We start from the raw sequence: 12,092 nt of genomic DNA on the forward strand, positions 1-12,092 counted from the left end.
CATTTGTAAATATAACGATTCGCCCATAAGCTGACGAACCAGAACATTAACCAATAAAATTATTTTCTGCCTTTTTTGAAGAAAGCATTTACTTTCTTTCTGATTTTATTATAAAGAGTTCGCTCAAGATAATGGACTCGGGAATTTAATCTTTCGATTTCGCTTAAATAGAAAACATTATTGACATCACTGCCTCCGGTACTTTCTTTTTTACCAAAACCATCTATGAAATTCAATCTTATTCTGAATAGCTCTCCGATAGATTGAATAGAAAAATTCTCAGCAATTTGTGATTTTGCCTTTTCTCTCATCGAAGCCAGGCTGTCAAAATTGTTTTTGATATACTGGAGTTTTTCAACAGCATCTTTCAGGCTAGGCTTGGCAAGTGTTAAACCTTCATCAATCAGCCCTTTTGTATTGGATGTTTTGATGAAATCATACTGAATCAGGAAGCTGTTATTTACATTCATGAAATCCAGATTTCCGGAATAACCCGTTCCTACAACAATTTTTCCATAGGCCATGGCTTCTGCCATCGTGAGACCGAAACCTTCAGAACCATGAAGAGAAATCAGAACCTCAGACTGTTGGATCAGGGAATGTAGTTTCTCCTTTGAAAAATGCTCGTTAATGATGATGACGTTCGGAATATTTTGGTAAGCTTCCAGCGCTTTCTGAGCATCTTTGCTTCTTTCAAGATTATGTGTTTTCACGATAAGAACACTGCTTTTATCTTCTTTGAAAACTGTTGTGAAAGCTTCCAGCGTAGCTTCCGGATTTTTTCTGATGGTGGTACTCAGAGAATCGAAAATCGTTAGATAGATCTTTGAATCCGGAGAAATATGATATTGGCTTAGCTCAAAATCCTTAGACTCTTCCATTTTTTGAATCGGATGTGAAAATCTGATCACAGGAATTCCTGTATACTTTGTAAAGATATTCACACAGAAATCACTTGGTACCCATAGCTCATCAAATACATTTAATATCTCAACAACCTTCTCGGAAACTTCAGGAAATTCCCAGGCCCAGTAAATAATATTATAATGATCCTTAAGATTCAGATCCTGATTCTTAGAAAAGAAATTGTTGATAAAATTGATGTTAATATGGAAAACATTAATGGAAGATGATGACTCGGAGCCTGAATCAATTCTTTCAAAAGTTTCACTGGAATAATTAATCCGGTTTACTTTGATACCTATTGCTTCTAATGCTAAAGCATTTAATCTGGTTGCTTCGGAAATTCCAAAATTTCCATCAAAAAAACCGTGGTAATTTACACTTAATGACATGGATTATAATGTTTTAAGTTTTTCTTTTACTTCTTCAGGTGAAAATGCTCTCAGACTGTCCACAGAATTTCTGCTTAATGTATTCCAAAGCTCTTCATTATTATTCAGCTGGATAATTGCTTCTGCAAAGCTGTTTTCATCATTGGCAATCAATACATGCTTTTGATCGGTAAGTTTCATACCTTCTGCACCAATATCCGTAGTAACTACAGGGAAAAAATATTCAAAAGCCTGCCCAATTTTCCCTTTCACGCCGGCACCAAATCTCAGAGGAGCCACCATAATTTTCGAATTCATAAAGTGCTCTTCAATGCTTTCCACAAATCCTAAAAATTTAAACTTAGGAAATAGTTTAACATCAAGTTTTTCTGCCACATTCCCGATGATGCTTACTTCCAGCTCAGGATTGGTTTTCCAGACAATAGGCATTATTTTTTCATATAAAAACTTTACCGCATCAATATTCGGCTCGTGAATAGAGCCAATGAAGGTAATTCCCTTACTTTCACTGAAGCTTTTTCGCTCAGAAATATCAATTTTAGGATAATGAATATTAGATACTGTAATGATCTTATTTTTATTTGCATACTGGCTCATAATTTCTTTCTCTTTATCAGAGATGGCAATAATATAATCCAGTTGTGGAGCAACAACAGTTTCCAAGCGGAAAAAATGTTTATAATTTTTCTTTAAAGAAATACGGGTAGGTTCCAGTTCGATGGCTCTTTTAAATCTTAAAAAATGAATATCCACCATATCATAAATGAATTTGGCGGAAGGTAAAATGGTTTTCATTTTCTTATAAAAAAGATTTAGCGCCAGAGGGCCGTTGAACCAAACGTAATCTATCTTTTTAAAAGAAGAAAGGAAATCATAAATATTCCTGTATTTATTGTTCTCTATATAAACGATAACATTGTGCTGGTGATAAAACTTCACATAAGAATCGTCTTCAAACATATGGGGAGCAAATAAAATGCAGTTGTATCCTAATTCTTTGTAAATAAATATAAGTTCTTTCAGTCTGTTAGCCCCGGATTCTTTATCATGGGCAGGGAAATCTCTTGATGCAAACAGGATTGTCTTTTTTGAAGCGTCATACAGATTAATGTTGACAATATCCTTAGACTGAAGGTTTTTGAGTTTTTCTTTTCTTTCGAAGTGTTTTTTTATTTTTTTTAAGATTCCCATTTGTCAGTTTTTAGTATCGAGTTCAAAAACTTTATTTACCCAACTATCCAAAGTGTACCTGTAGTAGATTTCTTCCGGAATTTTCTCGTAAGGTTTTTCAAAAAAAGATTTGTCAAGATTACTAATATTTTTGTTTAAAATCAAAATATTATTGGGGTTGTAAAAATCATAGGTTTTAATGGCTTCATTATCAGTTATGATTTTCTTTTCCAGAGACATGGCTTCAAAAACTCTGAAGCTAAGTCCATATTGCCCTTCACGCATCAGATCCAGTAAAACTTTTGAGTTTTTATAATATTTTGGAAGATCATTATGCGGAATCTTCTTGATACTGAAAATCAGGAAAAGATTCTTAGGTACCGTCATGAAAATGTTGGTGAGCTGATGTTTCCAGGATTTTTTTCCAATAATCATAATCTGGAATTTCAATCCTTGCTCAATCAGCTTTTTAGCCAGCAATTTTATGAGTGAAACCCTTCTGTTATCATAAGATGTGATGTAAAAAAGATCCATTTCGGGCTGCTGGTTTTCTTTGGCACAGTGGGGAAGGTAAATGTAATTGGTTAATTTTTCAAAACCGTGCTTTTTAACATCAATATAGTCAAAGGAAAAGACTTTGTCAAAAAGATACAGTTTGTCTTCTACAGGAACTCTTTCAAGATTATCATACAGATAGGTCACCAGACGGTCTGTAGATTTTCGAATTTTTTTAAGGGTAGAAAGATCAAATGTATCCGGATTCATCACCAGTATCTGATCCTGATGCCCTAATTTCTCCAAAGAATCCAGAACATACTTCTGTCTTTTTTCAGTCTTAAGATTTTTGTTTAAAAAAGTTTTGCTTAATGCATTTACAGCTCTTTCGTTGAAGTTGGAATGAGTAACGGTACTGATTTTTATATGGTGAGCATCAATACCACGTTGGCATAATGTTTCAACAATATACTTATCATAATCCCAAAAATCATAACTAATGATACAAATCTTCATTCAACTAATTTTGCTCTTTTTTTAATGATTCATAGGTTTCATAGACGCTTAAAGATTGCAGAAAAGATAACTGATAGCCTTCTTTTCCGTCTAAAATACCAAGTCTCATTATATAGGCCTTAAAGAATTTAAAAGCAGTTTTAAGATATTGAACCCCAACACTGTACTTTTTCCCTTTAGCAGCCAATTCTTTCCCCTTTAAAACTCCGTAGTGAATCATTTTTTTTCTGTAAGATTCATAATCTGAAACGGAGTAATGGAGTAATTTATTTTTTAAAACTCCGATGGTTCCGTTAACCTCCAGAGTTTCATGTACCTTTTTTCCTGCCATATATCTGGCTTTCGATTTTCTGAATAGTCTGAAATTTTTATCAGACTGTGTTCCTGAAAAATGAATCGGTTTCTGGGCAAAAAAGAATTTCCTGTAAAAATAATAGGCATCCTTTTGCCCGGGTTTATTAAGCTCATCAATAATTTCCTGCTTCAGGGCTGGTGTAATTCTCTCATCACCATCCAAAAATAAAACCCAGTCGTTGGTTGCAGTATCCAGAGCCAAATTTCTTTGCTTTGTAAAGTCTTCAAATTTATTTTGAATCACCTTTACATTGGAGAATTTCTTTGCAATTTCTACAGTGTTATCCGTACTAAAAGAATCTACTACTATTATTTCATCACAGAAATCAAAAGATTCTAGGACATCCTGTATATTTTTTTCTTCATTATATGTTATGATTAAACCACTTATATTCATCACAACGATTTGTTTGACAGAGAAGTAGGTGAATACTTCCCTAAAATTGTTTTTTAAAATAGTTTTAATCTGCCAAAGATAAGTTTTAATTTGAATTTTATAAGCGAATCTTTGCCTTTTATATCAATTCTACACAGTTCGTATGGGTGCTGGGTAGGGTGATAATTCACTTTATTTCCAATTCTTACTGCAAAATCAATTCCTATTTTTTTCAAAATAGAAAAAAATGCTAATTTATCATGTTTTTTTTGTGGATATTTTCCATAAGGATATGCCAAAACCTTTGAATACCCTATATTTTGGACATCGAGAATCTCCATATTTTTTTTTAGATCTTTTTCTATAAAGTCAAGAGATACATTTCTTAAATTTTCATGGGCATGGCTATGAAGGGCAATCTCAAAATATTTTTTATCCAGACTTCTGATTTCATCAAAGGTCATCATTGAATAATTGTTATATCCCTTTTCAATAAATTCTGTTGGAATAAAAATTGTCGCCTTCAGATTATACTTTTCCAGTAAAGAGGGGAGATATTCGAGGTTGTTTCTATATCCGTCATCAAAGGTGATGATAATGTTTCTTTTTGCCGAAAGAGGAAGCTCTGAGAAAAAATATGAAGTATACTTTTTAGAGCTCAGATATGAAAACTGCTGTTCAAGATTTTTTAAACTGACTGTAAGATCTTCATGGCTTTTCTTTTCAACCTGGTGGTACATAAGGATGACCAGTCTGTTGTAAGGAAATGCAAATAAATAGAGACGGAAATATATAACGATAAATATCGCTATTAAAACAGGAATAAGATACAGAATCATACTATTTTACTGTATTTTTTTCAATTTCCTGCATCCGTATTTTTTCGTACAGTCGTGTTTTTTCATGCAGTTTAATGTATTTCAGGAAGGTGTAATAAGACATTGTTTTAGCAATATAAAATCCTGGAAATCCATCCAGAAAACCAAGTTTGAAAATAAAAACCTTACTAAACTCAAACATTGGGCTTACAATGATTTTAAATCTGTTGATTCTTTTTCCTCTCTCAAACATCTTTTCAGCCATCATATCCGAATATTTATTGATTTTCGAAACATGATGATGAATGCTTTTGTAAGTATAATGATCCAGTTTTCCTTCCATAAGGCCCACCTTCTGATCAGTAATCAAAAATTCATGAACTTTATCATCAGAATACTTTGCATATTTTTTTCTGAAAAGCCTTTCACGGCATACATTTCCCCAACCACCAAATCGGATCAGGTGAATCCCAAGATGATTGTTGAATTTTGCTTTATACACATTGAATTCAGTATTTTCTGAAGAAACAATGTTTTGTATAGATTTTTTCAGATTTTGATCAGGAACTTCATCAGCATCCAGAAACAAAATCCATTCATGGGAACATAAATGAAGGGCATGGTTTTTTTGTTCACCATACCCATTAAATTTTTTCTCAAAGAATTTTACCTGAGGATATTTTTGAGTGCAAATCTCTTTGGTCTTATCTGTAGAAAAGCTATCGACAATAATAATTTCATCCACAATATCTGTTAATGAATCTAAAAGTCTTACGATGTTCTCTTCTTCATTATAAGTAATGATTGCAAGGGAAAGAGCCATTTATTTGTACTCAAGAATTGTCTTCTCAATAATCTTCACGCAATCCAACAATTGCTCTTCAGTAATTACCAATGGCGGTGCAAGCCTGATGATATTACCATGCGTAGGTTTTCCCAGCAATCCGTTTTCTTTCAATTGCAAGCAAAGGTTCCATGCAGTAGAACTATCAGGTGTATCATTGATCAGGATAGCATTTAAAAGGCCTTTTCCTCTTACTTTGGTAATAAGATCTGTTTTTTCAATAAGCTTCTCTATTTCAGCTCTGAAAAGTTTTCCTAATTCTTCTGCTCTTTCAGACAGTTTTTCATCAGCTACCACATCCAATGCTGCTACCGCTACTGCGCATGCAATAGGGTTTCCTCCAAATGTAGAACCGTGTTGTCCCGGTTTGATAACATTCATGATGTTATCATTTGCTAACACAGCGGATACAGGATACATTCCTCCGGAAAGCGCTTTTCCTAGGATCAAAATATCTGGTTGTACATTTTCATGGTGACATGCAATCAGTTTTCCTGTTCTTGCAATACCTGTCTGAACTTCATCAGCAATGAAAAGAACATTGTATTTTTTACATAATTCAGACGCATTTTTAAGGAAGTTTTCATCCGGAACATATACTCCGGCTTCTCCCTGAATAGGTTCTACAAGGAATGCTGCAATATTTGCTGCTTCTCTGCTAAGAACTTCTTCTAAGGCTGCAATATCGTTATAAGGAATTTTAATAAATCCTGGGGTAAAAGGTCCGTAGTTTTGGTTGGCATCCGGATCGTTAGAGAAAGAAACAATAGTTGTTGTTCTTCCGTGGAAGTTGTTTTCGCACACGATAATTTTCGCTGCGTTTTCTGCAATTCCTTTTACTTCATAACTCCACTTTCTGGCTAGTTTTACAGCAGTTTCCACAGCTTCAGCTCCGGAGTTCATTGGTAAAACTTTATCAAATCCAAAAAGGGTCGTTATTTTCTGTTCGTATTCTCCTAATTTAGAGTTGTAGAATGCTCTTGAAGTTAAAGCCAGTTTTTGAGCCTGCTCTACCAAAGCGCTTACAATTTTAGGATGAGAATGCCCTTGGTTCACAGCAGAATATGCTGAAAGAAAATCATAGTACCTTTTACCTTCCACATCCCAAACGAAAACACCTTCTCCGCGGTCCAGAACCACTGGAAGCGGGTGATAGTTGTGTGCTCCATGTTTGTCTTCAAGGTCAATAAAATACTGCGAGTTTTTTGTTTGTTCTGCTGTTGACATATATTTTGGTTTTCAACAAATTTACGCAATATTAATGATATGTATAAACAATTATCAAGTGACGTTTGAGGGTATAATTGAAGTAGATTTTAGGGTGGAATAATGGAGGATTAGAAAATATTTTCCCTGTTGACAGACTGTTATAGGTATTATATCTTTATAAGTGTGAAATTTTATTTTCTGTCTCTTTATTAATTTTTATTTATACTTCAGCAATAACCACGATAACGACTGATTGATGCTTTGTATTGAAAATTTCAAGTTTACAGGCTAAAAATAAAAACTGCCTCAAAAAGAGGCAGTTTCATTTTTATTGTAAAATAATCTTAGTGATTATCATATTTTCTGTCCATTACAAAATCCTCCATGAATTTTGTGGTGTAGTTCCCTGAAAGATAATCTTCATTATCCATCAGTTGTCTGTGGAAAGGAATGGTTGTTTTTACTCCTTCAATATAAAATTCCTCAAGAGCACGTCTCATTTTTGCAATAGCTTCTTCACGGGTCTGAGCCGTAGTGATAAGCTTAGCAATCATTGAGTCGTAGTTAGAAGGGATTGTATATCCGGAATATACGTGAGTATCTACTCTGATTCCGTGTCCGCCAGGGATATTTAATCCTGTGATTTTTCCCGGAGACGGTCTGAAGTCAGCGTAAGGGTCTTCTGCGTTGATTCTGCACTCGATTGAATGTAATTTAGGGTAATAGTTGATTCCTGAAATAGGAGTTCCTGCAGCAAGAAGAATTTGTTCTCTGATCAGGTCATAATCAATTACCTGTTCAGTAATAGGGTGTTCTACCTGGATTCTTGTATTCATTTCCATGAAATAGAAATTTCTGTGTTTGTCTACAAGGAATTCGATAGTTCCTACACCTTCATATCCAATGAATTCAGCAGCTTTTACAGCAGCATCGCCCATTTTCTCACGAAGTTCGTCTGTCATGAAAGGAGAAGGCGTTTCTTCAGTTAATTTCTGATTTCTTCTCTGTACAGAACAGTCTCTTTCAGAAAGGTGGCAAGCTTTACCGAATTGGTCACCCGCAACCTGAATTTCGATGTGTCTAGGCTCTTCAATCAGTTTTTCCATATACATACCTCCGTTTCCAAAGGCCGCTACAGCTTCCTGAATTGCTGATTCCCAGTGATCTTTAAGGTCTTCAGCTTTCCAAACAGCTCTCATCCCTTTTCCACCACCACCGGCAGTAGCTTTGATCATTACAGGGTATCCTGTTTCTTCAGCTACTTTTACAGCGTGTTCGTAAGATTCGATCAATCCGTCAGAACCTGGTACACATGGTACACCTGCTGCTTTCATGGTAGCCTTAGCATTTGCTTTGTCTCCCATTTTTTCAATCTGTTCAGGGGAAGCACCAATGAATTTGATACCGTTCTTCTGGCAGATTCTTGAGAAGTTAGCATTTTCAGATAAGAATCCGTAACCTGGGTGAATTGCATCAGCATTGGTAATTTCCGCAGCAGCAATAATGTTAGGGATTTTAAGATATGAGTCTTTACTCATTGCAGGGCCAATACATACCGCTTCATCAGCAAATCTTACGTGAAGACTGTCTTTATCAGCAGTAGAGTATACCGCAACGGTTTTGATCCCCATTTCTTTACAAGTACGTAAAATACGCATTGCAATTTCGCCACGATTGGCTATTAATATTTTTTTGAACATCTCTCCGAAATTTTAAATTATAAATTTTGAATTTTAAATTATTTTAAATGAAAAAAGATTCATCTAAAATTTATAATCTTTAATCTAAAATTCCTTAAGATGGATCTACTAAGAATAAAGGTTGGTCATACTCTACGGGAGTAGCGTCGTCAACTAAAATTTTAACAATTTTTCCGCTGATTTCAGATTCAATCTGGTTGAATAGCTTCATTGCTTCAATAACACAAACTACTTTACCAACAGAAACTTCGTCACCTACATTTACAAATACATCTTTATCAGGAGATGGTTTTCTATAGAAAGTACCAATCATTGGAGATTTGATTGTTACATATTTGCTGTCATCAGATGCAGCTTCAGCTTTTTCAGCAACAGGAGCAGCCGGAGTTGCAACAGGTGCCGGAGCAGCTACCGCTTGTGGTGCAGTGTGATATACTGCAGGTTGTGCATAAACAGCATCGCTTCCAGCTAATGGAGTTTTAATAGTGATTTCGAAATCTTTAGTTTTGTACTTCACTTCTGATACTTCAGCCTTAGATACAAACTTGATAAGATTTTGTATGTCTTTAATGTCCATAAATTTGATATTTGATTTGATGTCAAAGATACCAAAAAAACGTAAAAAACAACAAAAAACCGCCAAATTTTATCAAAATTGGGCGGTTTTTGTATTAAAATGAGGCTTTTTCAGTGAAAAGCGACTCTTAGTTTTCTTCAGTAGTAGCTACTTCTTTTTCCAATACTACTTTACCTCTGTAGTAAAGTTTTCCTTCATGCCAGTGAGCTCTGTGGTATAGGTGAAGCTCTCCTGTTGTTGCATCTTTAGCTAATTGAGGAACTACAGCTTTGTAGTGAGTTCTTCTCTTATCTCTTCTTGTGGACGACTGTCTTCTCTTTGGATGTGCCATTTTCTAATAACTTTTTTAATTGATGAGCGATGAGATTCATCATCTCATCATATTTAAATTATTCTATTTAATTATTGTCTTTTAATTTTCTTAAAGCATCCCATCTAGGGTCACTTTCATGTTCTTCTTCTTCAGTTACCTCAATATCTTTAGGACTGAACTGGTCAAGAATTTTAATATCGTCATCACTTACATTCGGTGAAATTTTTTTCATCGGGATAGAAAGCATCACATTTTCATAAATCAAATGTGCTACATTGAAAGCATGCTCTGCAGTAGGAATGGTAATGACATCTTCATTGCTGTCATCATATTCTTCCCCGAAATTCACCAAAATTTTGATTTCATTCTCAATAGGATAGTCGAAATCTTCATTTGTGATATCACAAACCAACTCAACCAATCCATTAATTTTAATCTCAAATTCTAAAAAAGTAGTGTGTTTATCAAGTGATACATTCACTTCTATTCTAGGATTTGTAAATTCCTGCTCAGTGTCAAATAATTGAAAGAACGTTTTATCTATCTCAAACTTGAACCCGTGTCTTCCGTTTTTAAGTCCGGAAAAGCTTACGTCATAGTTTCTTAACTTGTCCATAAAATGAGTGTGCAAAAATATGCATTTTTTTTATAATAACAAATAAAATCTGAAACAAATTAATTTAAAATTTGTTTTAAAGATTTATGCTTCAGTTTCCTCCGGTAGATCTTCATCTATTCCGTTGTCTACAGCCATTTTTCTAGGCTGAAGGCGGTCATTCATCAGTTCGCTGTATTCACTTCTGTTCTTGAAAACCTGGATCGCTGTGAAGATCGCTTCTGTAAAACTCTGCTCATCGGCCACATTTTTTCCTGCAATATCGTAAGCAACTCCATGGTCAGGAGATGTTCTGATAAAAGGAAGTCCGGCTGTATAATTTACTCCTTCCTCATAGGCTAATGTTTTGAAAGGAGCCAGTCCTTGGTCATGATACATCGCTAAAACAGCATCGAAATTTTTATATTTACTCGGCTGGAAAAAGCTGTCTGCAGGGAAAGGTCCGAATGCTAATATTCCGTTGTCAGAAAGTTCTTTAATAGCCGGGCTGATGATTTCAATTTCTTCGTTTCCGATAACGCCTCCGTCTCCTGCATGAGGATTTAGTCCTAATACAGCAATTTTTGGTTTTTGAATACAGAAATCTTCTATAAGTGTCTGATTTAATACCCTGATCTGTTTCTTTATTTTTTCCTTGGAAATATTTTCAGCTACCTGTGCAATAGGAATATGATGCGTGGAAACAGCTACTTTAAGATCTTCAGTAACAAGGAACATTAATCCTTTTTTATTGAATTTTTCTTCAAAATAGCCCGTGTGTCCGGCATGCTTGAATCCCATTTTTACCATTTCATCCTTGTTGATCGGAGCGGTTACCAATACATCAATATCTCCTTTCATCAAAGCTTCAGTAGCCGCTTCTAAAGAGTCAATCGCCATTTTCGTAGATTCTTCAGTAGGAACTCCCAATTCTACATTCACGTTTTCCTTGGTAAGGTTAACCATATTAAGTTTCCCTGCCTGTGCCTGTGAAGGCTCGTTAACGTAGTTGAAATTAAGATTCAGCTTAAAAATGTTTTTCTGATAAGTGAATAATTTTCCCGAACCAAAAATTACAGGCGTGAAAAAATCTGTAATAGTTTTGTCTTTCAGAGACTTCATAATGATCTCCGGACCGATGCCGTTGAAATCACCGATTGAAATTCCTACTCGTACTTTATGGTTTTTTGGGCTCATTTTGATTATCTTTGAAGATTATAATTTACAAATTTAGCAAAAAATAATATGTTCACAGGAATTATTGAAGCAGTTGGTGTTATTGAGAAGATTGAAGAAAAAGGAAGTAATATAGATTTCACCCTTACGTGTCCTTTTACAAACGAACTGAAAATTGATCAGAGCCTTGCCCACAACGGGTGTTGCCTTACGGTAGTTGAGATAAAAGATAATCAATATGTGGTTACAGCGATTAACGAGACACTGGAAAAAACCAACCTTGGAAAATGGCAATTGGGAACTGTTGTAAATCTTGAACGTTGTATGAAAATGGATGGAAGACTGGATGGCCACATTGTTCAGGGACATGTTGATAAAACCGGTGAAGTTGTTAATATTGAAAATAAAGACGGAAGTTATTTTATTACTATGAAGTATGAAAATGACGGAAGTTTTGTAACGGTACCTCAAGGTTCAATTACAGTAAATGGGATCAGTCTTACTGTTGCTAAGAGCGAAGATGCTCAGTTTTCCGTAGCTATTATTCCTTACACCTGGGAATTCACGAATATGAAACATTTGAAAATTGGTGATCAAGTAAACCTGGAATTTGATATCATTGGTAAGTATATTGCTAGGTTAATTAAAAAGTAG

At 34.8% G+C, this 12,092-nt stretch carries 13 protein-coding genes; 1 reads left to right on the top strand and 12 read right to left on the bottom strand.

Annotation, left to right across the window (positions count from 1 at the left end; translation table 11 throughout):
- Positions 1–59 precede the first annotated feature (59 nt).
- From REB14_RS04580 to pdxA, 12 genes are all read right to left on the bottom strand, one after another.
- Positions 60–1,295, bottom strand: a complete 1,236-nt coding sequence (locus REB14_RS04580; RefSeq protein WP_079243358.1) for a glycosyltransferase — start codon at positions 1,293–1,295, stop codon at positions 60–62.
- A 3-nt stretch (positions 1,296–1,298) separates the two neighbouring features.
- Positions 1,299–2,486 (bottom strand): glycosyltransferase, encoded by a 1,188-nt coding sequence (locus REB14_RS04585; protein WP_309521628.1) that lies wholly within the window; start codon positions 2,484–2,486, stop codon positions 1,299–1,301.
- A 3-nt stretch (positions 2,487–2,489) separates the two neighbouring features.
- Positions 2,490–3,476 carry a WaaS/CpsH family glycosyltransferase gene (locus REB14_RS04590; protein ID WP_034692960.1) on the bottom strand — a complete coding sequence of 329 codons (987 nt, stop codon included), beginning with the start codon at positions 3,474–3,476 and terminating at the stop codon, positions 2,490–2,492.
- A gap of 4 nt (positions 3,477–3,480) precedes the next feature.
- Positions 3,481–4,227 (bottom strand): glycosyltransferase family 2 protein, encoded by a 747-nt coding sequence (locus REB14_RS04595; protein WP_309521798.1) that lies wholly within the window; start codon positions 4,225–4,227, stop codon positions 3,481–3,483.
- Between the two features lie 53 nt (positions 4,228–4,280).
- Positions 4,281–5,045 carry a polysaccharide deacetylase family protein gene (locus REB14_RS04600; RefSeq protein ID WP_309521629.1) on the bottom strand — a complete coding sequence of 255 codons (765 nt, stop codon included), beginning with the start codon at positions 5,043–5,045 and terminating at the stop codon, positions 4,281–4,283.
- 1 nt (position 5,046) lies between these two features.
- Positions 5,047–5,847, bottom strand: a complete 801-nt coding sequence (locus tag REB14_RS04605) for a glycosyltransferase family 2 protein (RefSeq protein WP_309521630.1) — start codon at positions 5,845–5,847, stop codon at positions 5,047–5,049.
- Positions 5,848–7,095: an ornithine--oxo-acid transaminase gene (gene rocD, locus REB14_RS04610; RefSeq protein ID WP_309521631.1), complete on the bottom strand. Its 1,248-nt coding sequence runs from the start codon at positions 7,093–7,095 to the stop codon at positions 5,848–5,850. It lies immediately after the preceding gene.
- 326 nt (positions 7,096–7,421) lie between these two features.
- A complete protein-coding gene (gene accC, locus REB14_RS04615; RefSeq protein WP_034692971.1) occupies positions 7,422–8,777 on the bottom strand; it encodes an acetyl-CoA carboxylase biotin carboxylase subunit in 1,356 nt (451 codons plus the stop codon).
- A gap of 94 nt (positions 8,778–8,871) precedes the next feature.
- Complete coding sequence (gene accB / locus REB14_RS04620; protein ID WP_034692974.1) at positions 8,872–9,354, bottom strand: acetyl-CoA carboxylase biotin carboxyl carrier protein; 483 nt, start codon at positions 9,352–9,354, stop codon at positions 8,872–8,874.
- 127 nt (positions 9,355–9,481) lie between these two features.
- Positions 9,482–9,685 (bottom strand): 50S ribosomal protein L32, encoded by a 204-nt coding sequence (gene rpmF, locus REB14_RS04625; RefSeq protein WP_007843326.1) that lies wholly within the window; start codon positions 9,683–9,685, stop codon positions 9,482–9,484.
- A 67-nt stretch (positions 9,686–9,752) separates the two neighbouring features.
- On the bottom strand, positions 9,753–10,283 hold the full coding sequence (locus REB14_RS04630; protein ID WP_309521632.1) for a YceD family protein: 531 nt from the start codon (positions 10,281–10,283) through the stop codon (positions 9,753–9,755).
- Between the two features lie 84 nt (positions 10,284–10,367).
- Positions 10,368–11,459: a 4-hydroxythreonine-4-phosphate dehydrogenase PdxA gene (gene pdxA, locus REB14_RS04635; RefSeq protein WP_079243350.1), complete on the bottom strand. Its 1,092-nt coding sequence runs from the start codon at positions 11,457–11,459 to the stop codon at positions 10,368–10,370.
- 48 nt (positions 11,460–11,507) lie between these two features.
- Between pdxA and REB14_RS04640 the strand changes: the two genes are divergently transcribed.
- Positions 11,508–12,092: a riboflavin synthase gene (locus REB14_RS04640; RefSeq protein WP_079243349.1), complete on the top strand. Its 585-nt coding sequence runs from the start codon at positions 11,508–11,510 to the stop codon at positions 12,090–12,092.

Source organism: Chryseobacterium metallicongregator, assembly GCF_031324065.1.
GTDB lineage: Bacteria > Bacteroidota > Bacteroidia > Flavobacteriales > Weeksellaceae > Chryseobacterium > Chryseobacterium metallicongregator.

Bases quoted from the DNA above. Each gene is read 5' to 3' on its own strand.
- REB14_RS04590 (WP_034692960.1), bottom strand. From the start codon at position 3,476: ATGAAGATTTGTATCATTAGTTATGATTTTTGGGATTATGATAAGTAT.
- REB14_RS04640 (WP_079243349.1), top strand. From the start codon at position 11,508: ATGTTCACAGGAATTATTGAAGCAGTTGGTGTTATTGAGAAGATTGAA.
- rocD (WP_309521631.1), bottom strand. From the start codon at position 7,095: ATGTCAACAGCAGAACAAACAAAAAACTCGCAGTATTTTATTGACCTT.
- accC (WP_034692971.1), bottom strand. From the start codon at position 8,777: ATGTTCAAAAAAATATTAATAGCCAATCGTGGCGAAATTGCAATGCGT.
- REB14_RS04585 (WP_309521628.1), bottom strand. From the start codon at position 2,486: ATGGGAATCTTAAAAAAAATAAAAAAACACTTCGAAAGAAAAGAAAAA.
- REB14_RS04595 (WP_309521798.1), bottom strand. From the start codon at position 4,227: ATGAATATAAGTGGTTTAATCATAACATATAATGAAGAAAAAAATATA.
- rpmF (WP_007843326.1), bottom strand. From the start codon at position 9,685: ATGGCACATCCAAAGAGAAGACAGTCGTCCACAAGAAGAGATAAGAGA.
- pdxA (WP_079243350.1), bottom strand. From the start codon at position 11,459: ATGAGCCCAAAAAACCATAAAGTACGAGTAGGAATTTCAATCGGTGAT.
- REB14_RS04600 (WP_309521629.1), bottom strand. From the start codon at position 5,045: ATGATTCTGTATCTTATTCCTGTTTTAATAGCGATATTTATCGTTATA.
- REB14_RS04630 (WP_309521632.1), bottom strand. From the start codon at position 10,283: ATGGACAAGTTAAGAAACTATGACGTAAGCTTTTCCGGACTTAAAAAC.
- REB14_RS04580 (WP_079243358.1), bottom strand. From the start codon at position 1,295: ATGTCATTAAGTGTAAATTACCACGGTTTTTTTGATGGAAATTTTGGA.
- accB (WP_034692974.1), bottom strand. From the start codon at position 9,354: ATGGACATTAAAGACATACAAAATCTTATCAAGTTTGTATCTAAGGCT.
- REB14_RS04605 (WP_309521630.1), bottom strand. From the start codon at position 5,847: ATGGCTCTTTCCCTTGCAATCATTACTTATAATGAAGAAGAGAACATC.